The organism is Mycobacterium sp. NGS62, from assembly GCF_059812285.1.
This window is the reverse complement of record NZ_JCALCK010000001.1, coordinates 66,253-88,904: the sequence shown is the minus strand read 5'-3', so window position 1 is coordinate 88,904 and position 22,652 is coordinate 66,253. Positions and strand designations below refer to the sequence as shown.

Genomic DNA, 22,652 nt, shown 5'->3' with positions numbered 1-22,652 from the left:
GACGACGTTGATGACCACCGCGCGCCAGGGCGACTACGACTAGAGCGACTGCGGTTTGGCGGGCTTGTCCTTGTTGGACACGTGCACGGCGTGGACGCCCGGCTTCTTCGACAATTGCGCGAGCAAGCTCTCGAGCTGAGCGTGGTCAGTGTGCCAGTGCTGCACCGATTCCGGATTCTGCGACATCTCCGCGAGCACACGCTTGAGCTTGTCCGGCGTCTGGGCGTCGTTGCCGGCAGTGGGCCGGCCGACCTTGGCGGCTGGTCCGCCCAGAACCCTGGCGGGAGCAGCGCTCCCCAGCGCGCTGCCGGCCATGCCGGCCAGGGCCAGCGAGCCGAACAAACCGGCCGGGCCCTCCGCGATCACCGTTGGGGCGGCGCCCACACCGGTGCCCTGTAAAACGCTGGCCGCCAGACGGATTGTCGGGGTGGCCGCGGCCCAGCTGGGTGGCACGGTCAGTGCTCCGACCATGCCCGCGTTGCCCATCCCCGCCGAGACCGCCGACGCTGCTGAGCCCGCGACGCCGGCAACGCCGGCGACATGTGTTGCCGTTCCGAGTCCCGCTGCCAGCGCTCCGGTTCCGGCGCTGGCGGATGCCGAGGTGATCGCCCGCACCGCTGCGGCGAGCCCGAATATCACGGTGATCAACACGTCGTTAGCCGGCAGGATCAGCTTCGGAATTGCTTCGATGTACGCGCTGATTTGGGACAGCGTGGGCGGATCGGCCAGCGGTGCTTGCAGGGCTTGCAGGGCTTGCGGTGTCGTGGACATCAGCTGCGACAGCGTGGTGTGCGTGCTGGCGCCGGTCGATTGCGCGGTCCCAGCGAGTTGGGTCAGCGCGCCGCCGGATTTCGCGACTTCCGGCGCCGCGGCAAACGGGGTCACTCTCGAGGCGGCCGCCGACTGACCGGCGTAGCTGTACATCGCCGCGGCGTCTTGGGCCCACATTTCGCCGTACTGGCCCTCGGTGGCCGCGATCGCCACCGTGTTCTGCCCCAAAATGTTTGTCGCTACCAGCGACGCGAGTTGGCTACGGTTGGCCGCGATCACGGGCGGAGGCACCATTGCGGCGAACGCGGTCTCGTAGGCGACCGCGGCCATCCGGGCCTGGATGGCGGTCTGCTCGGCTTGGGCCGCCGTGCTGTTCATCCACGCCGCATAAGGGGCTGCCGCGGTCATCATTGCGGCCGAGGACGGGCCTTGCCATGATTCTGCCGTCAGCCCGGAGACCGTGGCGCTGTATGCGGCCGCCGATGAACGCAGCTCTGCGGCCAGCCCGTCCCAGGCCGCTGCTGCGGTGACCATCGATCCCGAACCCGGGCCGGCGTAGATGCGAGCGGAATTGATCTCCGGTGGGAATGCCCCGAAATCCATTGCTAGTCCCCTTGCTTTGTGACGAGCATTGTCATTCGTCCGCCGGTATCACGATGATGGTTGCCGTCGTGGCGACATCAGCTCCGCCCATGGAGGCCGCAGCGGTGCCCCCCACCGAGCGGGCAACGCTGCCACCGGTGCCGGCGACGGCACGGCCGGCCAGACTCGACAACGCCATCTGGCTGAAGAGACCTTCCGAGCCCTCGGCCATGACAGCCGGGGCGGCTGAAAGGCCACTGCCCGGCAGTACAAAGGCCGCCGGTCTGATCGCCGGCGCGGCGGCGGCCCAGCTTTGCGGCACCGACAGCTTGCCGACCATGCTGGCGTTGCCCATCCCGGCCGATACCGCCGACCCGACGCCCGTGGCCCCGAGTGCATGCGTCCACGAACCGAGCTCGCCGCCCAGCAACGCGCCGGTGGCCACGGGTGACCCGAGCGCGGTCGCCAAATTCTGCCCCACCATCGGCAGCAGGACGTTCTGAAACGCCAACAGGTAGGGAACGCCGGCGACCGGGAAGTAGGAGATCGGCGATGTGGGGCCGGTGATGAAATCCAAGAACGAGGTGAGCGGTGATGCGGCAGGGTCCGCGGCAGGCGCCAACGGTGAGGCGAAGTTCTGCAGCGTATTGGGTACCGCAGTGACCAGCTGCGACAGGCTCGTCTGGGTGTTTGCGCCCGCTGACCTGCCGACCGCTTGGGCGACCGTCGCACCCTGTGTGCTCAACCCGTCTGCCCTGGTGGTTTCCGGCGGTGGGGTGAACGGTGTCAACTCGGTGGCGCTTGCCGAAGCAGCGGCATAGCCGTACATCATGGCCGCGTCCTGCGCCCACATTTCGGAATAGTGGAATTCAGTGGCTGCAATCGCCGCAGTGTTCTGTCCCAGCAGGTTGGTGGCGATCAGCGTCATCAGCAGGCTGCGGTTGGCGGCAATCACCTGCGGCGGAACGGTGGCCGCGAATGCGGTCTCATATGCGGCCGCCGCCGCTTTGGCCTGACTGGCGGTCTGCTCGGCCTGCGCCGCACTGGCACTCATCCACGCCACATATGGCGCTGCGGCCGCTGCCATCGCCAGCGCGGTCGGGCCCTGCCACGCTCCGCCGGTGAGACCTTCGATCACCGATTGATAGGAGGAGGCCGTGGTGCCCAACTCGGTGGCCAGCCCGTCCCAGGCGGCCGCGGCGGCGATCATCGGCCCCGCTCCGGGACCGAGGTACATGCGGCCGGAGATGATTTCCGGCGGTAACGCTCCGAAGTACATGTCTACTACCTTTCGGCCTTAGCTGGCGCAATCCCGGCCGGTGGTTGCGTGTCTCTGGTGAAACGTTGGCGGTCCTGTCGTTGAAGTATGTGCCGAGTCGATTGCTGCGGCTGGCTTTTCGTAGCCGGGGCCGTCGCTCTGCTTTATCGCCGATGATCAGCGATCATTGTTCGGTTGAGGTTGCGGCAAAGTGACCGAACAATAAACCTATTGGCAGGCGCCGGGTTGTGTGACGATGGCACGCCGAAACCGTTGTGTAAATGTCTGCATTAGGAAAAGCGTCGCCGGTCAACTTCCCCGGAATCCGCCCCGGAACGGCTATGAGCCTCTGGTGCGCCATTGCCGATGCATGCGCCGTTGAAGATACCCGTCGACGTAGCTGTTTCGGCGAAGTACGCCGAGTTCCCAAGTACGCCAGGGAATTTCGGCTGAGACAGGCAGCGCTGACTTCACCGGAGGCGCATAGCCGCCGCCGAAGCGGAATTCGAATTCATCGGCAGGGCATGCCATCTGCCGCACCCTCCGTGGTGCAGCAGTGGACGTTTTCGTCGCAGGCGTCCCGGACACGACGCGACGATCGGGACCTGCCATGAGCCGGTGTCAGACCCAGCTGGAGCCGACGGCGGAGTCGGTGGAGGCCATGTTGTTGCCGGCCGTTTGGACTTTTTGGCCGTGAGCGTTGGCCTGTTCGTAGATCACTTGGAAGTTGCGGCCCAACTGGGTGATGAATTCCTGGCAGGCCACTGAGCCCGCGCCGCCCCAAAAGTCGCCGGCGGCAAGCACATCGCGGATGATGGCCTGGTGTTCGGCTTCTAGGGAGGCGGCTTGGGCGCGGATCAGCGCGCCGTGGGCATCCACGTCCCCGAATTGGTAGTTAATAGTCATCTACGTCTCCTAACGTGAGGAAAAGCGTACGCAGCCGTCGCTGGCATGTGGCTGGTTAGCTGCTGAGGATTTGCTGTGAGGTCTGCTCTTGTTGTTCGTAGTTGTTGGCGTCGCGGATCAGCCCGTCGCGCACGCCGTGGAGCATGTTGACGATGTTGCGAAACGCGGTGTTCATCTGGCCCATGGTGTCGTGCGAGGTCAGCTGGGCGGTCCCGGTCCAGCCGGCTCCGGCGATGTTTTGGGACGAGGCCCACATCTTGCGGGCCTCGTCTTCGACGGTCTGAGCGTGCACGTCGAAACGGCCCGCCATATCCCGCATCGCGTGCGGGTCAGTCATAAAACGCGTAGGCATCTCAATGTCTCCTTTATGTGCGTATCTGGCAGTGTGAATTTGGTCGCCGCTGTGTCAACCGGCGATCACCGGTCGAGCCATCACCGTCGGCTTGAAGCCGTACCGGGGTGCGGCAAAGCCGTAGCCGCGTGCGCCTGCACCCGCCATCGGCATGCCAGGCATGCCAGGCATGCCGCCCGGCTCGGCCGCCGGAACGGCGCCGGTCCAGCCGCTGGCCGGGAACCGCGCAAGGGCTGAGTTGGCCACCGGGGTAGCGGCAGTCCAGCCTTGCGGCACCGACAAGGAGCCGACCATCTTCGCCTGACCGATCCCCGCCGAAACGGCGCCGCCGCCCAAGCCGGCTGGTCCGATCGCCGATATCCCGGCACCCGGTGCCACGGCTGGGAGTCCGTCCAGCCCGCCCAGAGCCAGCGGGTCGAAGGGCGCTATCGCCGCGCCGCGGATGACGGCGGCATCCGCCCCGATCTGGGTGATACCAGCTATGCCCATCGGGCTGAAAGAACTGCTCATGAGGTTTGTCCCGGCGTTCAGGAAATCTCCGGGCTGGATACCCGTCCCGCCGAGAAGGCCCCCGAGCCCGGACCCGGACCCGGTGCCTGCCATCGGTGATGCCAGCCCCTGCAGCGTCGTCGGCATCGCGGTCACCAGCTGGGACAGCTGGGACTGCGTGCTGGCACCGGCGGCTTGAGCACTTGCTGCCTGTTGCGCGACCAAGCCCGCAGGGTTGGTGTTGTGCCGCGGCGCGCGGAAGGGGGTGACCTTCGAGGCGGCTGCCGACGATCCGGCATACCCGTACATCGCGGTCGCGTCCTGAGCCCACATTTCGCCGTAGTGGGCCTCGGTGGCCGCGATCGCGGGGGTGTTCTGCCCCAAAACGTTGGTCGCAACCAGCGAAGCCAGTTGTGTCCGGTTGGCCGCGACCACTGGCGGCGGCACCGTCATCGCGAATGCCGCCTCGTAGGCGCCGGCCGCTGCCTTGGCTTGCGCGGCGGTCTGTTCCGCTTGCGCGGCAGTCGTGCTCATCCACGTCGCGTACGGCGCGGCGGCGGCCGCCATCGATGCGGACGCCGGCCCCATCCACCCTTCGCTCGTCAGCCCGGCGATCACCGACTCATAGGCGGCGGCCGTCGAACGCAATTCGGCGGCCAGTCCTTGCCACGCCGATGCCGCGGCAAGCAGCGGGGCCGAGCCAGCCCCTGCATACATGCGCGCAGAGTTGAATTCTGGTGGGAATGCTCCGAAATCCATTGCTACACCCCTCCTTAACCGGCCGCGATCGCGTTGGCGGCTTCAGTGACCGCGTATGACCCGGCGCTGGCGCGCATGGTGGACACAAACATTTCGTGAATCGCCGCAGCCTGTGCGCTGACGACTTGGTACAGCTGTGCGTGCGCAGCGAACTGCGCCGCGGTCAGCGCCGAGACCTCGTCAGCGGCGGCGGGAAACACCGCGCTTGTCGGGCCGGCCACGGCCGCGTTCTGCGCCGACATCGCAGAACCAATGCCCTGCAGGTTGCCGGCGGCCGCCGTCAACATCTCGGGCTGTGTGGTCAAAAAAGTCATCGGACTTCTCCTTCGGGGAGCAGGCCGAATCCAGCCGCCACGGTGGCATCAGGGCATGCCGAAACCACCCACGCCTAACGCGAAGACGTGCCTATCAGCTCATTCAGGGCGAGCCGAATCAGATGGAGTAAACCGTGCCGGGGACGGATTCGAACGAAACGGTCATCGATCTCGGATAGGGACTATCACTGGGACTCAATCTCGCTCTCACCTCCTCGCGGCCAGGGCACACGGGGGTGCCGACACGGATGCACACAGGGATGAGGCGACCCGGCAATCGATACCGGACGCGGCACCCCTCTCGTCAGAGCTTTGGCACTACACGGCGTATCCGGTTGTCCCGGAAGCCACTTGGGCTCAACCCTTAAGCCGGGAGGAGCTGTCCTGACCCTGGGCGTCTTTCGACGTTCGAGGTCAGTGGCCTATATCCGTGCAGACGCCTCACCTAGCGAGGTGCTTGCAGAGGCCATGGTGGCACCGGAATCGAGGCACGTCAACTTGCCTCGCCTGGAACCGCATGCAATAACGTCGGCGGTGGCTCGGTCAGAAGTTGCTGTGCAGTACCGATACCGGGTGCGGTGTTGAGTCGGTGCTCGCCCCGGTGGTGGCGCTGAGCACCGCGTTCACCGTGCCGTCGACGACGGTGGTTACTCGTCAGGCTTGCCGTGAGCCGCTAGAAGTGTTTGCGAGCTGCTGAATAGCTGGGAGCGCTCCCGGGCCATGTCGCCGGCTTGCCTGGCCCACGACACCCGCGGCGGCGGGATACAACCGGCTCCGGCCAGCTCAACGGCGGCAATCGCCGGGCAGCGCGATCAGCTCTGCCTGCGCAGCAGAAACTCGTTCGGGCACTAGTGTTTTCGATCAGCCTCCACTATCCGGCAGCCGGTGGATGTGCCATCACCACGGGACGGAACCCGTACCGGGGCGCCGCGAAACCGAACCCGCGTCCGGACGACCCCACCATCGGCATCCCCGGCATGCCCGGCGTCCCGGCCATCTCCCCCGCTACGGCCTGGGGGGCGGCAGTCCAGTTAGAAACCAACGAGGCCGTCGCCAAGGGGGTCGTCGCCGGGGCGCCGGCCCAGCTCTGCGGGACCGATAACGCCCCGACGAAGCTCGCCCGGCCCAGACCGGCGGCCACTGCGCCGGTCCCGCCTACCGGCGTGATCGCAGCTACGCCGGAACCCGGCACCACGGGCAAGAGTCCCGGTCCGAGCTCACTTAAACCGTCGATGCCGAGCCCGCCGGATGCGGCAGCGTGCATCACGGCGATGTCCGCGCCGGCCTGGGTGATACCGGCCAGCCCCATCGGGCTAAGCGAGCTGCTCATCAGGTTTGTCCCAGCGTTCATGAAATCCCCGGGGCCTAGGCCCCCCGAAACTCCCGGTACACCGGCGCCGGCGCCAGCGGTTGCCATCGGCGAGGAGAGGCTCTGCAGAGCGTGAGGCGTCATCGAAACCACTTGGGACAGCGACGATTGCACGCCGGAGCCGGATGCAGATCCAATGGATTGACCGACGGCCACGCCCTGTGCGGCCAGGCCCGCCTGGTTTGTATTCTGCTGCGGCGGCGTGAACGGGTCCACCTTCGTGGCAACGGCCGAGGCGGCGGCATAGCCGTACATTGCTCCAGCGTCCTGGGCCCACATTTCGCCGTAATGTGCTTCGGTCGCTGCAATGGCCGGGGTGTTTTGGCCCAGCACGTTGGTCGCGACCAGCGACATCAACAAGCTGCGGTTGGCGGCGATCACCGGCGGCGGAACCGTCATCGCAAATGCCGCTTCATAAGCGGCCGCGGCCGCCCTGGCTTGGCCGGCCGTGGACTCGGCCTGCGCGGCAGTGGTACTCATCCATGCCGCATACGGCGCGGCAGCCGCCGCCATCGACGCCGAGCCGGCGCCCAGCCAGGCGTTGCCGGCAAGGCCGGAAATCACCGACGAGTAGGAAGCCGCGGCCGAACTGAGTTCGGTGGCCAAGCCATCCCAGGCCGATGCTGCCGCCATCAACGACCCGACACCACCGCCGGCATACATGCGGGCGGAGTTGAATTCTGGTGGGAATGCTCCGTAATCCATGGTGCCGCCCCCCTAACCCGCAGCGACCGCGTTGGCGGCCTCGGTCGCGGCATACGAGCCGGCGCTGACGCACAGCGTGCTCACGAACATCTCGTGAACCGCCGCTGCCTGGGAACTGACGGCTTGGTACAACTGGGCGTGCGTCGCGAATTGCGCTGCGGTCAGCGCTGATACCTCGTCGGCCGCCGCGGGCACCACTGCCGTCGTCGGTCCGGCTGCAGCCGCGTTCTGCGCGGCGAGGCCCGTACCGATCCCCTGCAAATTGCCGGCCGCTGCAGACAGCATTTCCGGCTGTGTCGTCACGAAAGACATTTGGACTTCTCCTTACGGATAAGTCCGACCCGGTTGCGGGCTTCGGTCGCTGTGCTGCTGGCGGTCTGCGTCAACGCCGATGTGCTCCGAAGACGGAGAGATGGCCTGGCGCAAGCAGATTCAGCCGGCGAATACGGTGCCGTGACCGGATCGGAGCGAAACGGTCATCGATTTCTGATGGTTGCGACAAGGACTATCAAGAGAATTGACTCTCGCCCACCTCCTCACCCCCAACGCACAGCAGTGCCACCACAGCTGCACAAGAGTGAGTGAGCCCTCCGACGACATCGTGCGCCGGAGGGCACCCCTCTCGTCAGAGCTTTGGCACCACACGGCGTATCCGGTTGTCCCGGAAGCCACTTGGGCTCAACCCTTAAGCCGGGAAGAGCTGTCCTGACCCTGGGCGTCTTTCGACGTTCGAGGTCAGTGGCCTATATCCGTGCAGACGCCTCACCTAGCGAGGTGCATGCAGCGTCATGGTGACACCGCGGCGGGAAGGGGTCAATCGGTTTGGCAACCGCTGTGCAGCGCCGGGAGGACTCATCAGCCTGGATTGCTGCAGCCAGCCACGGCGCGGTACTGCAGGTAGTGCAGACCGCGAGGAGAAAATCGCGTTGTCCTGCGGATATCTTCCTGAGAGCATACTTTAGCGACGTGCAGCGGAGACCGTCTGCCAGTTGCGTCACAGTTAGCTGTCGACTTGCTGTGTGACAGCCGAACGTCAGCGACTATGTGCTCTTCTTCTCGGCCACGGCGGCACCGAGTCCCTCGGCGAGATCGTCGCGGGTCAACTCCTTGAACCGGCGCAGCTGGTCCTCGCTGAACTCGTCGAGCTCACTTGACAGCACCGCGTCCAGGTCTTCGTCGTCGAGGCGGAAACTGCGGTGATCGCGAGCCTTTTCCACCACATTCCGTACGAAGCCCGCATTGCCGAGGACGTCAATACCCCGGATCAGATCGCCGTCCTCGGAGAGGTTTTCGTCGTCGTAGAACTTTGTGTACGACGGCAACAACACCTCGACCGCGTCGTCGGTGATCACGTCCTCGTTTTCCCGGCCCATCAGCTGGGTGAGCGCGATCAACTCCGGCGGTGTGTAACTGTAGAACTCGATCACCGTCGAAAACCGCCGCCGCAGACCCTGGTTCACCTCCAGCATCCGCTCCATCGCTTTGGCGTAGCCAGCCCCGAACACCACCAGCTCGTCGCGGTGATTCTCCATGTAAAGCAGCAATGTGTTGATGATCGCGTTGCCGTAAGCGTCACCCTGCGAGTAGCCACGCTCATGCAGGTTATGCATCTCATCGAAGAAGACGGCCCCGCCCAACGCCTCTTCGAGCATCTCCTCGGTGTTCTTCTCAGCGTCGGCCATATAGCGACCGAGCAGCTTGGAGCGGCTCGTCTCCACCACCAACGGCTTACGCAGCACGGTCAGCCCGCACAGCTGCTTGGTGAACGCTCGCGCCACCGTGGTTTTGCCGGTGCCGGGCGGACCTAAAAGCAACGTGTGCCGCGACGAGATAGGCACGGGCAGACCCATTTTCGCGCGCGCCAGATTCACTTTGGTCGTCGACTTGATCAGTTTGATTTCGCGTTTGGCCTGTCCCATGCCCAACATCGCATTGAGCTCCGCATCGCCTTCAGCCAAGTACTTCTTGGCCATCTCGGCGTGTCGGGCCGCTTCGGCCTGCTCGCGGGTCGGCGCGCTGTCGGGATCCCACGGGTCTGTCCGCGCCTCGATGGTTTCCGGGTCGGTCAGCACCAGCCGATAGTTGGGGTTGTCCAATGCTTCACGGGCCGGGGCGAACTTGGCGTCACGCGAATAGACGCGCCGCAGCATCTCGACGGCCTCGTCCTCGCGGCCCAAGTGCCGCAGGCACATTCCCTTGGTGTACATGGCGACGTTGGCCGCGTTGGGCACCCGGTCGCCCTCGATCGCTTCTTGGGCACGGTGGGTGGCTTCCTCGAAGACCCCCAGCGACGCCAACGCCGTCGTAGCCATCGCCGCTCCGGCGGCCTTCAACTCGGGATGACGCCACTGCCTGGACGGCGGAAACTGAGTCAGCACATCGGGCCAACGGCCGGTGCGGAAAAACAGCACGCCACGGACATAGGCGATCAGCTCGGCGTCGAAGGCATGCCGTGGTTCCGTCTGATCGAGCAGCCGTGCTGCGTCCGCATAGCGTTTCGCATCGACCAGGGCGGCGGCATAGGCAGCCGCCAGTGATTCCACGCTGGTGACGGCCAGTCGCAGAAACAGCCCGTCGGACACCTCGGGGCGAAACTCCAAGTCCGACAGACCCAGGCGGCGGATCTCCCAGCCGAACGTCTTCGCGGTTTCCCAGGCATTGGTGAGCACTTCGAGATCCTGTTCACCGGCCAGTACCCGGGCCAGCCAGGCATCGCACATGTCGGGGTCGAGGCGGCTGGCGGTGGTGAACATCTGCAGCGCCACCTGCGGATTGTTGCTGGGCTGTAGGCCGTTTACGGAGACGCCAGACGCCAGCAGGCCAGCGACCATCGCGTTACGGGCATCCGTCGCGGCGGCCTGCGGCCTGGTCATTGCGGCGTCCCGGCGCCGCTCACCGGGTACGGCGGAGCGACCGAGTCAATCGCGACCGTGACGGATTCGTCGTCGCTCAGCACCCGGCTTGACATCATCAGCGCCGCACCTGCCATAGGGGCCGGCAAGCTGGCGCGCACCGCGTGCAATTGACGTCCGGTGAGTCGATTCAGCCCGCTCCACATACTTTTTGGTAGGCGTTTGTCGCTGTGATAGCGCACGAATGCCGACACGTCGATGCCGCCGCGTCGCGGGGTGAGCCGGACCGTCACCACGGTGACGTCGGTGTCGGTGAGCCACAGCTCGTCCAGCATGGTCTCGGTGATGTCGGCCGGCGACACCCAAAAGCTCGTCACATACACGTCAGCGCACTTGAGGAAGCGCCAGTACGGCCGAATCTGGCCGGGGTCCAGGCCCGCCAACACCGCGTCGTCGACATCGGCGATCTCGGCGGCGGTAAGGATGCGGGCCATGCAGCGCCGCCCGTCGAGATCTTGAGTGAGCCGCTCGGTGGCAGCCGCGAGCGTCGAGGCCAGCGAATCGCGCGCGGCCACCGCCGCCACGTTGTGCTGCGGGTCCATCCGCAGCACGATCCAGGTCCTGCGATCCTCCAGCGGGCGTTGGTTCTCCCCGGCCTCGAGATCGTCTTGACTGGCCGACGCCCATTCGCCGGGGCCCGTGGGTCCCTGCCGTTCGCCCACCGAGACGATGTCGACGCCGTCCAACCGAACGTCGAACTGCCGCAAGGCCGAAGCGACGGCCTCCACCGGTAGCGCGCCGGGTGAGCCGGCCCGCTGGCGATGCCGGCCCGATGGTGCGTCGGCGGGCCCTTCCACCGCGATCACCGTCACCAGCCGGCCGTCGTATTCACGAATTCCGACCACGTCCCGGCCAAACCGGCGCTGGTGATCGATTGCCGGCGTGCATCCAGCCACCAGGGCTTCCGGATCGGCATACCAATTACGCACCCGCGCAACAGGTGCCGCGGCGAGCGGGATGCCCCGGTACGTCACGATCGCGACGATTGTGACCAGCACCGCGACACCGACGCCCACCCACCACGCGACATGGTTTTTCTGCCAAGCGTCCGGGCAATGACTGGCGATCGCCAGCACCGCGACGTCGATGAGAAACACCGCGGTGATCCGCGCCCACGACAGGGCCAGCCCGAACCGTCGCTCCGCCTTCATCGCTCCCTCGCCGACCGTCGCATCAATTTCGCACTCCCGAATATCGCTCCCACCAGCAGCACCGCCGCAGCCAATCCGCCAGCGGCCACCCAAACCGGCGTCATGTTGCGCTCGGGGGGCGGTGGCGGCAGTTTCAGCGGCGACGACAACTCCTTGGGCTTCACCGGACCATCTGGAACGTCCCAGGTCAGTGCCGCGACCGGGTCCACCACACCATGTCCGATCTGATTGTCGACGCCCCGCGCCGGCGCCCTGGCCGTGCGGACCAACCGGTTGATGATCTGATGCGACGACAGCTCGGGATACTTGGCCCGGACCAGCGCGGCCACTCCGGAGACGATCGCGGTCGAAAAGCTGGTGCCGGTCGGCACCAACAGCGTGTTATCCGGACCGTCGATCGCATTGACCAAGCTGTCCTGACGCGGCGAGAGCCCGACGATGTCGGTGCCGGGTGCTGCGATGGACACCCACGGCCCGGCCACGCTCGTTTTGTCCAGCGGCGCGCCGGCCGCATCGACGGCGCCGACGGTCAGGACATACTCGTCGAACCAGGCCGGCGTCACTACGGTTGTCACGCCGTTCCAATCCCGGGGATCCTTGGGCTGCAAGGGATCATAGAGCGGATTCTGTTTGCAGTCCTTCTGACTGGTGTCGCCGGCGGCAGCGACGATGACCGCATCCTTGTCAACCGCCGCATAGCGCACAGCGGCGCCCAGGTCGGCCTGATCGAGGACGCTGCGCGCGCTCATGCACAGCACCTGAGAGATGTTGATCACCGAGGCACCCATGTCGGCCGCATGCACGATCGCTCGGGCCATGGTCCGGATGTTGTCCATCTTCTGCCGGGTCTGCGGATCCTCATCCCCGGTAAACGCATCCTTGAGACCGAACGCCTGGCTGGACTGCCGGATCGAGATCAAGTCGACGTCGGGAGCGATGCCGCTGAACGCGTCGGTCGGTTGACCCGGCGGCGGTTGGTTGGGGGCAGCCGGGCGCGGCCGGTCGATGGCGCGGAAACGCCCGCCGCCGGTATAGCCCGGCGCGACGAACTTTCCGTGCTGCCGGTTGACCGCCGGAGCTTTCGGGGGTGCCGGCATCCACGGGAATGCGGGCTGCGCGGGCTCCTCGGGCGGCGGCGGAACCATAGTCACCGTCTGAGGCGGTGGAGGCGGCACCGACAACGTGATGGTTTGTGGCGGCGGCGCCGGGGGCGGCGGTTCGTTGGTGGGCACCGGAAGCGGCTTGCGCTCCGGCGGAGGTGCCGGGGCTACGCCGCTGGCCGGGGTGGCGGCGATCATCGACGCCACGAGTGTTCCGTGCGCGTCGCAGTCCGACAGCCCGTCGCCGCCGGCCATCACGTAGTCGCCACCGCCCGCTAGGCGCGGCAGTCTGGGGTGCGGCGTCACCCCGGTGTCGATGACGGCGACCTTCACCCCGCCGCCACGGCCGAACCGCCAGGCTTCGGGCAGGTTCAGCATGTCCATGTACTTCGGCTGGATCCGAAAGTCGGTGCCGGGCAACACGCCAACCTCAGTGCAGTACGCGGTTTGCCGCATCGGCTGTTCGGGGCCGGGTGGACTGTCGGGCGGCACTGCCGCGGGGTCGATCACCGGCGGAGCGATCGCGTACGCCGCTGGCGAACCTGCCAGAGCCGCCGAGGCCACGATGAGCGTGGTGGCAGCCAGCGCTGCCGTGCGGCTACCGATACCGGATCGCTGCATAGACATTCATCAACCACAATGCCAGCGGGAATATCGGCATCAGGCACAGGTACTCGATCCACTCCACGAATTTGCGGAACAGCGGGCTGTAGATCGTGTTGGGTACAACCGCCGCGGCGGTCAAGCCGGCGGCCGGCAGCAGCACCAAGATTCCCGCGCCTACCGACACCGACAGTGGTGAAGACAGCACCAGCACATACCGCCCCACCACGGCCGCCACGATGATGACGGCGGTCAAAGCCAGCGTGATCGCCTGCCAGCGGTCCACATAGGAGCGTCCACGCAACAGCAGGAAACCGGCAGTGGAGGCGGCCAGCAGTACCGGCAGCCACCGCTGCCCGGTGTGCGGGTCGCACAGTCCGGCCAGGCACACCACGACCAGCACACCCAACCCCACCAGCAGCCCGGTCAAAAACGCCCGGGCGCGCTGAGCGCGCAACACCACGTCGCGCACGGAGGACGGGCCTTCCAGGGTCGGACGTCCACTGCCGGAGAGGACCACCGTGGTCGGCAGATCGGGCCGAGCCTCGAACACCCAGCGACTGGTGGCCGAAGGAAAAACCGGCAGCCGGATACCGGACAGCCAGCGTGACAGCGATGGCGCAGCGTGATAGCCGATCACACAGGCAAGCAGCAGACACGACATCAGCGTCACCGCACCGGTCAACAGCAGCATGCGTGCCAGGCTGGCCACCGTGGCGGCAACACAGATGGTGATGATCGCGGTGTAGAGGCCCAGCCGCCGACCGGTGAACCGCAGCGCAAGCACCGACCCGACGCCGACAACCGCGAAACCCAGCACCGCATGCGGTGCCCCTACCGGTCCCGGTGGCGCCGCCGCGGCCGCCACCGCCAGCGGCGCCAGCCCGCTGACCAGGATCATGTCGCCCACCCGGCGTTCGGGCACCGACGTCGAACGCATCAGCACCAGCGTCGCCACCGTCAGCACCAGCACCGCAATCACCGCGGCGTAGCTGGCTGTCAGCCAGGAATCATCCCGCCACCGCCACCACCCCAGCGCGGCCGCGGCGAGCAGCACCCCCACCGACAACATCGCGGCGCCGACTTGCACCGCGACAACCGGATCGATGGCTGCGAACCGTTTGGACAGGTTCACCGACACCGCCGTCGAGATGTGCTCGATCACCTGCGATCGATGCTCGGTGTCCTCGATGAACCGCAGCCATAGCCGGTCGCCGTCGAAGACGTCCTGCTCGGTCAGGGATTGCGCGGACCGCAACGGGGTCCCGTCGATCAGGCACAACATCCAGCGGCCGCGTCCGGTGGCCTCCAGCGGTGCCACATCCAGCTCGCGCAGCCGGTTGTTGACGACCTTCAGCAATGGGTCGACCATGACCGACACCGGAGCATTGGCGTCCAGCAGGACGCCGATCTGCACATCGGCGGCCATGATGGCGATCACCGCCGCTTGAGGTGAGGAAACCGCCTCAGCGCCCGATTGCTGCGCTTCGGCCACCACCGCGGTCATAGTGCTGCCCCTTTGTCGACGAATTCTGAGTTCATGTGCCTTGCCTCGCTATTAAATTGCGACGCCCGTCCCAATTGTTGAGCCAATTCTAGAGCATTTCCCCGAATCTGCATCTCGAGTGATTGCTTACCCGAAAACGCTTGGTGTAGGTAGGTTTTCTGCGGGATTGTTAAACTCTGCGATGCGTTTTCCACTCGCCATACGGCAGCGTTTCTAAAACGGTCTTGACGCCGACTTGCACCAACTGCGGGGTGGCCGGACAGATCGCCAGCCACGCCTCGCCCGACCCGGCTGTGCGGGCTTGCTGGTACATCGCGATGCGCCCGCCCGATCCGTCCTTCAGCGACAGCACCGACGCGCTCGGCGCCCGGGCGTCGTCGCGGTATTGCCGCGCGTAGACCGCGGCCTCGGCCGCCGGGTCCGACAGCGCCTGTCCAAGGGCGGCCACAGTGGCCGCGCTGATGCCCAGTCGACGCAGGTCTCCGCCCGAGAAGACGTTGAACCCTGCGCCCTGCCATGCCTTCGTCGCTTCCAGCATTTCCTCGAGCGGTACGTTGACCGCGTTGATCGCCGCGGGGTCGGCATGGTGAATCGACTCCAGGCCGTCAAAGACCAGTGCGGCGATCGAGGCGGTATCGGCGATCGCCACATCGTCGACGGTGATGTCATTGGCGACACGTACCGCCGAGACCCAATGCTGGCCGCGGCGGGCCAGCACCACCCGGAATTCGTTGTCCGGGATGTCCCGGGATCCGACCGGCTGCTCTTCGCCTTCCTCGGTCGGCTCGTTGACGCCGTAGAGCAGTTTGCCCCGGGACAGCAGCACGACGATTTCCAAGTCGGGTGCGGCCAGCACCCGCAACCGGGCGGCGACCTGCTCGTCAACCGTCTCGCCGGTGACGATGCCCTCTTGGCGCATCACCGCCATCCCGGGGTGCTCGTTGAGCCAATCGTTGGAATCGGTGGAGACGTAGGGCCGGCAGCGCAGCTCGGGCGCGACGTGCCGGATGTCCAGCAGCGCCTGAAGCATCCAGAAACCCTCGACGTTGACGGTGATGTCGGTGCGGGTGCCCTGTTGGTCCATCGTTACTTTCGGGTCGCTGTGGTCGGAGACCGCAGGACGCGGCAGCACACACCGACTCGGGTGTGCTGCCGCGCCTGGGGTTGAGTACTTAGGCCCAGCTGGAGCCGACGGCGCTGTCGGTGCTGGCCATGTTGTTGCCGGCGGTTTGCACCTTTTGGCCGTGGGCGTTGGCCTGTTCGTAGATCACCTGGAAGTTGCGGCCCAACTGGGTGATGAACTCCTGGCAGGCCACCGAGCCCGCGCCGCCCCAAAAGTCGCCGGCAGCAAGCACATCGCGGATGATGGCCTGGTGCTCGGCTTCCAGGGAGGCGGCCTGGGCGCGGATCAGCGCGCCGTGGGCATCCACATCGCCGAACTGGTAATTGATCGTCATGACAAGTGTTCTCCTAACGTGTGAAAGCTTACGCAGCCACGGCTGTCGCCGCAGCGGGTCAACTGCTCAGAATCTGCTGCGACGCCTGCTCTTGCTGCTCGTAGTTGTTGGCGTCGCGGATCAGCCCGTCGCGCACGCCGTGGAGCATGTTGACGATGTTGCGGAACGCGGTGTTCATCTGGCCCATGGTGTCGTAGGACGTGGCCTGGGCCGTTCCAGTCCAGCCCGCTCCGGCGATGTTCTGCGAGGACGCCCACATCTTGCGGGCCTCGTCCTCAACGGTCTGGGCGTGCACGTCGAAACGGCCCGCCATGTCCCGCATCGCGTGCGGGTCAGTCATAAAGCGCGTGGTCACCTGAAGGTCTCCTTAGTAAGTAGTGATCTGCGATGGACGTTGTGGTAGCCGGGGCCGGCTGCGCGGTGGCGCAACCGCCGGCCTGAAACACACGGATCAGCCCCCCTTTCCCGCTAGCCGGCCGCCGGCGAGTGTGGCACGACGACAGGACGCATATCGAACCGCGGAGTAGTACCCGCGGGGGTCGCGCCGCGCGCCGCGTTGGCAAGCATCGGCATCCCACCGAGCATGCTCGGATTACCTGATCCGACCGAGGAGGCGCCGAGGCCCGCGCCCGGCAACGCGGAAGTGCCCGCGCCGATGTTGGGGGCTGCGGCGGCCCAGGTCTGGGGTACCGACAATGGCCCGATCGTGCCGGCGCGGCCCAACCCGGCCGACACCGCCGATCCGGCGTTACCAAGGCCGCTGAGGCCGCTCAGACCGCCGGTGCCCGAGCTGAGCGCCGGCGCCATGGCCGCAGCCGCACCGCTGGCGGCACTGGTCGACCCGCTGAAAGCCTTGGAGAGCCCATTCATCGAATTGCCCAGCGAGAGCAGGTAACTACTGTTCTGCGGAACCATCGTGGCGTACCCGAGCATGTCTTTGAGGGACATCGACGAGCCCGATGACGACGCAAGGTGTCCCAGGGCGTTGGCGGGCGTCGTAGCCATCGACGCCACCGTCTGCGCATTGGTGCCGGCCGAGACCGCGGAGGCATTGCCGACCGCCGCGGCTTGAGCAGCGCCCGCTCCCGGGTTGGTGTTCTGCGCCGGCGCAACGAACGGGCTGAACTTCCAGGTCGCCGCCGACGCGCCCGCGTAGACGTGCATGGCGGTGGCGTCCTGCGCCCACATTTCGGCGTAGTGCGCTTCGGTTGCCGCGATCGCCGGGGTGTTCTGCCCGAGGATGTTCGTCGCGATCAGTGACATCAACTGAGCACGGTTGGCCGCAATCACCGGCGGTGGCACGGTCGCCGCGAAGGCGGTCTCATACGCGACGGCTGCCGCCCTGGCCTGGTTGGCGGTCTGCTCAGCCTGGGTAGCGGTGGCCGTCAGCCATGTGACGTACGGTGCGGCCGCCGCCGACATCGACGTCGCGGCCGGACCGGTCCAGGGCCCGGCTGTCAACCCGGAGATCACCGAGCCGTAGGACGCTGCGCTGGAATGCAGCTCGGCCGCGACCCCGTCCCATGCCGACGCGGCGGTCAGCAGCGGTGCAGGACCCGGACCGGCGTACATCCGACCGGAGTTGATCTCCGGCGGCAGCACCCCGAAATCGAAGAACATCTCGAAACCTCGGGACGCCTAACCCGCCGCGACCGCGTTGGCCGCCTCGGTGGCCGCATACGACCCGGCGCTAGTGCCCAGCGTGTTGACGAACATCTCGTGGATCGCCTGCGCCTGAGCGCTCACCGCCTGGTACATCTGGGCGTGTGCGGCGAACTGCGCAGCCGTCAGGGCCGAGACCTCATCGGCTGCTGCGGGAATCACACCCGTTGTTGGGGCCGCTGCGGCCGCATTTTGCGCGCTCATAGCCGAACCGATGCCCGTCAGGTTGCCGGCCGCCGCTGTGAGCGCCTCCGGCTGTGTCGTCACGAACGACATTTCCTATCTCCTTCTCAGCAAGCGTCAGCAATCGCTTCCGTGCCTGAGCGTAGATGGCGTTAACCCCCGACGCCGCCCCCGACGGCCGGTGTTGGCAAGTGTTTACCTGACAGCACCAAATGTTCATCTTCAGTAACGGTCCAGTAACAGCCTGCGCTTGGAAATAGCTGGTTCACCAACCAAACGGCGGGCCGACCTGCGCGAACGCTTTGGCCCGAGTTAGCCAGCAGCTCCGGTGGCAATCGCGGCGCGTCGGCACGACGGGCCCCTGGGAAGCCGCAGCACGGCTGTCCGCCATAAAAATCTGGCCGCGAAAAAGGCGCCATCGCGAACTTCGTTGTACATGAGCCCAGCAACCAATGCGGCTCGGAAGCGAGGGGCCGCCGGGCGGGCCGCACTACCGACGCAGCCAACCCGCGTTGGACGAAGCCTCACCCCTACCGCGCAACTGATTACCGGACTGCCGCGCGCGCTGCCCGCCGCAGGACGTCATCGGCATCGTGATCGCTGTCGTCGAACACGGACCAAATCCGCAGAAAGCCGCACTTCAACGGACTAACCGTCGACTCGTGCGCTCGAGAACGGCCGGTGCGTCAGCACACGAAACTAAGCGGCGCCCTTCTGGCGCAGGATGGGCAGCACGCCCTCGGCGAACCAGTACGCCTCTTCCAAGTGGGGATAGCCCGACAGGATGAACTCGTCGAAGCCCAGCGAATGGTACTCCCAAATCAGGTTGGCGACCTCTTCGTGGCTGCCGACCAGCGCAGTCCCAGCGCCACCGCGTACCAGTCCGACCCCGGCCCACAGATTCGGGTAGATCTCCAACTGGTCGATGCGGCCGCCGTGCAGCGCGGTCATCCGGCGCTGGCCTTCCGATTCGGAGCGGGAATGCAGCGCTGTCGCGTTGGCGATCTGTTCGGGTGTGAGTTCCTTGACTAGTTCGTCAGCCACCGCCCACGCCGCCGCCGAGGTGTCGCGGCTGATGGTGTGCAGCCGGATCCCGAATCGGACGCTGCGGCCGCGGGCTTCGGCCAATGCCCGCACCTTCGCGACCTTCTCGGCAGCGGACTGCGGTGGTTCACCCCAGGTCAGGTACACGTCGACGAACTCCGCGGCGACCGGCAGCGCAGCCGCCGAAGAGCCACCGAAGTAGATCTGCGGCAGTGGATCCGGCGGCGCCGACACCCGCGCGTCTTGAACCTTGTAATAGCTGCCAGTGAAGTCAACGGACTCCTGCCGCCACATCGCGTTCACAATATGAAGGAATTCGGCGGTCCGGGCATAGCGCTCGTCGTGGCCGAGCCAGTCGCCGAAGCGGCGCTGCTCGCGGTCGTCGCCGCCGCTGACGACGTTGAGCAGCACGCGTCCCTCGGACAGCCGTTGCAGCGTCGCGGTCTGCTGCGCGGCCAAGGTGGGCGGCACCAACCCCGGACGGAACGCGACAAGAAACTTCAGCCGCTCGGTTTCGGATAGCAGCGCCGAAGCCGCCAACCAGGCGTCCTCGCACCAGGTGCCGGTCGGGGTCAGCACCCCTTCATAACCGAGCCGATCGGCCGCCCGCGCCACCTGGGCCAGATACCGACGGCTGGGCTCGCGATAGCCCTCCGGAACAGTGTGGTGTGACGAGGCGTGCGATGCCCCCACAATGGAGCGGCCGTCGCCGTTGGTGGGCAGGAACCAAAAGAATTTTGCCGGCATCTGTCTTTAACTCCTCAGTTTGTGATGGCCAGGTTTGGCCGCAGCGCCTCGTTGAATCGGCGATCTACCCAGTCGGCGAATTTCGGCGACGACTGGAGCTGACCCGACGCCGCGAAAAGGTCAGCCAGTCGCTGTTGGGAGGCGATCACGTCATCGCCGAGTTCGGTCGGCAGCTGCAGGCTGCGGCCTTGCGCTATCGCCGCAACATGCAAGTCCAGCCCGACGTCGGTGGCATAGCTGGCGGCCCATTGCTGCGGGTGGGCCCTCGCCCACTGGGCGGCTTTCTCGAAGCGGATCAACAGGTCCGTCAGCGCGGTGTTGCGCTTCGGATCGGCCAGCGCCGCATCGGAGGCGATCCCGAACCAGTCACCGTTGGTGACGCCTTGGGCCTCGGCGATACTGCGCACCGGAATCTGCTGCTCAGCCTGAGCCGTGTAGGGATCCCAAATCGCCCACGCATCGCCCTGCTTCTGCGTGAACGCGGTCAACGCGTCGGCGGGTTGCAGGAACACGAGTTTCACGTCGGTTGCCTGCAAGCGGGCCTTGTCGAGTTGGGCGAGCACGTTGCCGTGGGCTGAGCTGCCCTTGGCGACGAGGATGGTCTTACCGCGCAAGCCGGCCACCGCGGTGATCGGTGAATCGGCATGTACCAGAATGCGGTTGCCGGCTCCGCCGCCGCGGTACGCGGAGACTATTTTGATCTTGGCCTTGCTCGCGGCACCGAAAATCGGCGGCATATTGCCGCAGATCGCGAAGTCGATCTTCCCTGCGGTGGCTGCCTCGACCTGCGGCGGCCCGGATGTAAATATCGGAAACGCCACTTTGTACGGCACGTTGTCGAGCTGCCCGGCGGCGCGCAGCAGCGATTCCGTACGGCCCTTCTGATCGCCGACTTGCAATGTCAGGTCAGCCAGCTCGGACAGCGGCACGCTGGCGGGCGCCTGCCTTGACCTTGAATGGTCTTGCCGCGATACACATCCGGTAACCAGCAGGCTCAGCACTGCGGTGAGCGCGACCAACGCGCGCCACATTCTCGGCATCATGATCACGAGATCCGCACGCCGAGACGCTCGAGGAGCTCGGCGCGGTAGTGCTCGGTGTGGGCGGCTGGCCGGCTGACCGAGCGGCGCGGGCCGTTGATTGCCAACGTGTGGATGATGCGGCCCTGCTCGAGGACCAGCACGCGGTCGGCCAGTGCGACGGCCTCGTCGACGTCGTGGGTCACCAGCACAACACCAAAGCCGTGCTGACGCCACAGGTCGAGCAGCAGAGTGTGCATCGTCAACCGAGTCAATGCGTCGAGTGCGCCGAACGGCTCGTCGAGGAGCAACAGCGCAGGCTCGCCGACCAGCGCCCGGGCCAGCGAAACGCGTTGCGCCTGACCGCCCGACAACGTCAGCGGCCACGCGGAGGCGCGATCGCCCAGCCCGACGTCGGCCAGCGCCCGCTCTGCACGTTGCCGGATCTGCGTCGCGGGCAGCCGGCTGCGGGTCAGTCCGTAGCCGACATTGCTGCGCACATCGCGCCACGGAAACAGGCGGGGCTCCTGGAAGGCCAGCGCCGGCGACCCGGCCGTCCACCGATCGCCGGTGTGGTCGCTCGACAGCCCGGCCAGCACACGCAGCACCGTCGATTTGCCTGAGCCGCTACGGCCGACCAGCGCGACGATCTCGCCGCGTCCCACCTGCATCGAGACGTCGACGAGCACATGATTGCTGCCATACCACTTGTCGACGTGATACAGCGCTCCGGCGGCTTCGCTGTCTACCGACGCCTGCGGGCCGGATTCCACGATGACTGTCACACTTGACCTTTCACTGTCTGTAGCGCAGCGCGCGTCGTTCCAGGATCCGGACCATGGCGTCGGTGACAATGCCCAGCAGCGCGTAAATAATCAGGCCAAAGATGATGATGTCGATACGCAAGAAGTCACGGGCGTTGTTGATCAAGAACCCGATGCCCTTGTCGGCGTTGATCTGCTCGGCGACGATCAACGACAGCCAGGCGATCGCCAGTGATTGGCGCAGACCGACCAGCACCTGCGGCGCCGCGCTCGGCACCATAATCCGGACAAACCGCTGCCAGAATGAAAAGCCAAGTACCTGAGCTGTTTCGAGGAGTTTCGGGTCGACCTGGCGGATTGCCGAATAGCTGTTGAGGTACAGCGGGAAAATCACTCCCAAGGCAACGAGGAGCACCTTGGGCAGTTCGCCGATTCCGAACCACAAGATAAACAGCGGGATCAGACCTAGGTGTGGCAAAGCACGGATCATCTGCATCGGCGGGTCGAGGATCGATTCGACCCAGCGGGACAAGCCGATTGCGGTGCCCAGCACGACGCCGATCACTCCACCCAGCAGCAGTCCTTCGATTACCCGCGACCCGGATACCTGCAGCGCAGCGGCGAGCTGGCCGGTGCGAGTCAGCTCCACTCCGGCCTCGAGGATGAGCGACGGGGCCGGCAACACGTCTTGGGGTATCAACCCGAGAGCGCTGCCCAGTTGCCACATCGCGAGCAAAACCACGGGCGAGGTGATGCGCAGAATTTCCCACTTGCGTTGCGACCATGCGCCGGTCGCGTTGCCCACCCGGGAACTGCCTGGGTACGTGGACGCGGTGGGCAGCGAACTGGCGATGCTCACAGTGTCGGCGTCCTCACGGTTGGGGTCAGGAGAATTCGGCGCAGCGCGTCCTTGTGACTTCACACGGTAAGTGGCGCTGGCCCGCTCGGGTAAGGGTTTCGCTCCGCCTGAGGCAATGTGTGCCGTGCATGGCAGCGGA

General features: G+C 66.1%; 21 protein-coding genes and 2 riboswitches. All 21 genes read right to left on the bottom strand.

All coding sequences use genetic code 11. The features are described from left to right. Window positions 1–39: 39 nt before the first annotated feature. A complete protein-coding gene (locus tag AC5Y49_RS00425; protein ID WP_499883876.1) occupies window positions 40–1,374 on the bottom strand; it encodes a PPE family protein in 1,335 nt (444 codons plus the stop codon). A gap of 31 nt (window positions 1,375–1,405) precedes the next feature. Beyond that, complete coding sequence (locus tag AC5Y49_RS00420) at window positions 1,406–2,632, bottom strand: PPE family protein (protein WP_499883875.1); 1,227 nt, start codon at window positions 2,630–2,632, stop codon at window positions 1,406–1,408. A 600-nt stretch (window positions 2,633–3,232) separates the two neighbouring features. Beyond that, on the bottom strand, window positions 3,233–3,517 hold the full coding sequence (locus AC5Y49_RS00415) for a WXG100 family type VII secretion target (protein ID WP_499883874.1): 285 nt from the start codon (window positions 3,515–3,517) through the stop codon (window positions 3,233–3,235). A gap of 55 nt (window positions 3,518–3,572) precedes the next feature. Further along, window positions 3,573–3,869, bottom strand: coding sequence for a WXG100 family type VII secretion target (locus AC5Y49_RS00410; protein ID WP_499883873.1), 297 nt, complete (start codon window positions 3,867–3,869; stop codon window positions 3,573–3,575). Between the two features lie 54 nt (window positions 3,870–3,923). Further along, window positions 3,924–5,117, bottom strand: coding sequence for a PPE family protein (locus tag AC5Y49_RS00405; protein ID WP_499883872.1), 1,194 nt, complete (start codon window positions 5,115–5,117; stop codon window positions 3,924–3,926). Between the two features lie 14 nt (window positions 5,118–5,131). Further along, a complete protein-coding gene (locus tag AC5Y49_RS00400; RefSeq protein WP_499883871.1) occupies window positions 5,132–5,431 on the bottom strand; it encodes a PE family protein in 300 nt (99 codons plus the stop codon). Between the two features lie 289 nt (window positions 5,432–5,720). Beyond that, window positions 5,721–5,891, bottom strand: a riboswitch (M-box (ykoK) riboswitch). A gap of 411 nt (window positions 5,892–6,302) precedes the next feature. Beyond that, entirely contained in the window at window positions 6,303–7,505 is a 1,203-nt protein-coding gene (locus AC5Y49_RS00395; RefSeq protein ID WP_499883870.1) for a PPE family protein, read from the bottom strand. Window positions 7,506–7,517: 12 nt separating this feature from the next. Next, window positions 7,518–7,817, bottom strand: a complete 300-nt coding sequence (locus AC5Y49_RS00390) for a PE family protein (protein ID WP_499883869.1) — start codon at window positions 7,815–7,817, stop codon at window positions 7,518–7,520. A 298-nt stretch (window positions 7,818–8,115) separates the two neighbouring features. Next, window positions 8,116–8,286, bottom strand: a riboswitch (M-box (ykoK) riboswitch). A gap of 259 nt (window positions 8,287–8,545) precedes the next feature. Continuing rightward, the gene (gene eccA, locus AC5Y49_RS00385) at window positions 8,546–10,378 is read right to left on the bottom strand and encodes a type VII secretion AAA-ATPase EccA (RefSeq protein WP_499883868.1); all 1,833 of its coding nucleotides are present in this window, start codon (window positions 10,376–10,378) and stop codon (window positions 8,546–8,548) included. Further along, entirely contained in the window at window positions 10,375–11,568 is a 1,194-nt protein-coding gene (eccE, locus tag AC5Y49_RS00380; RefSeq protein ID WP_499883867.1) for a type VII secretion protein EccE, read from the bottom strand. Before eccE ends, eccA begins: the two co-directional genes overlap by 4 nt. Beyond that, on the bottom strand, window positions 11,565–13,289 hold the full coding sequence (mycP, locus tag AC5Y49_RS00375) for a type VII secretion-associated serine protease mycosin (RefSeq protein ID WP_499884596.1): 1,725 nt from the start codon (window positions 13,287–13,289) through the stop codon (window positions 11,565–11,567). Before mycP ends, eccE begins: the two co-directional genes overlap by 4 nt. Then, window positions 13,267–14,778 carry a type VII secretion integral membrane protein EccD gene (gene eccD / locus AC5Y49_RS00370; protein WP_499883866.1) on the bottom strand — a complete coding sequence of 504 codons (1,512 nt, stop codon included), beginning with the start codon at window positions 14,776–14,778 and terminating at the stop codon, window positions 13,267–13,269. Before eccD ends, mycP begins: the two co-directional genes overlap by 23 nt. Window positions 14,779–14,947: 169 nt before the next feature. Next, entirely contained in the window at window positions 14,948–15,862 is a 915-nt protein-coding gene (locus AC5Y49_RS00365) for an ESX secretion-associated protein EspG (protein WP_499884595.1), read from the bottom strand. 88 nt (window positions 15,863–15,950) lie between these two features. Continuing rightward, complete coding sequence (locus AC5Y49_RS00360; protein WP_065013049.1) at window positions 15,951–16,235, bottom strand: WXG100 family type VII secretion target; 285 nt, start codon at window positions 16,233–16,235, stop codon at window positions 15,951–15,953. 58 nt (window positions 16,236–16,293) lie between these two features. Further along, on the bottom strand, window positions 16,294–16,590 hold the full coding sequence (locus tag AC5Y49_RS00355) for a WXG100 family type VII secretion target (RefSeq protein WP_065013050.1): 297 nt from the start codon (window positions 16,588–16,590) through the stop codon (window positions 16,294–16,296). Window positions 16,591–16,703: 113 nt separating this feature from the next. Continuing rightward, window positions 16,704–17,855 carry a PPE family protein gene (locus AC5Y49_RS00350; protein WP_499883865.1) on the bottom strand — a complete coding sequence of 384 codons (1,152 nt, stop codon included), beginning with the start codon at window positions 17,853–17,855 and terminating at the stop codon, window positions 16,704–16,706. A gap of 18 nt (window positions 17,856–17,873) precedes the next feature. After that, window positions 17,874–18,173, bottom strand: a complete 300-nt coding sequence (locus AC5Y49_RS00345) for a PE family protein (protein ID WP_499883864.1) — start codon at window positions 18,171–18,173, stop codon at window positions 17,874–17,876. A 606-nt stretch (window positions 18,174–18,779) separates the two neighbouring features. After that, complete coding sequence (locus tag AC5Y49_RS00340; protein WP_499883863.1) at window positions 18,780–19,871, bottom strand: LLM class flavin-dependent oxidoreductase; 1,092 nt, start codon at window positions 19,869–19,871, stop codon at window positions 18,780–18,782. A 14-nt stretch (window positions 19,872–19,885) separates the two neighbouring features. Then, window positions 19,886–20,902: an ABC transporter substrate-binding protein gene (locus AC5Y49_RS00335; RefSeq protein WP_499883862.1), complete on the bottom strand. Its 1,017-nt coding sequence runs from the start codon at window positions 20,900–20,902 to the stop codon at window positions 19,886–19,888. A gap of 14 nt (window positions 20,903–20,916) precedes the next feature. Then, window positions 20,917–21,675, bottom strand: a complete 759-nt coding sequence (locus AC5Y49_RS00330) for an ABC transporter ATP-binding protein (RefSeq protein ID WP_499883861.1) — start codon at window positions 21,673–21,675, stop codon at window positions 20,917–20,919. 10 nt (window positions 21,676–21,685) lie between these two features. Then, a complete protein-coding gene (locus AC5Y49_RS00325; RefSeq protein ID WP_499883860.1) occupies window positions 21,686–22,513 on the bottom strand; it encodes an ABC transporter permease in 828 nt (275 codons plus the stop codon). Window positions 22,514–22,652: the final 139 nt, after the last annotated feature.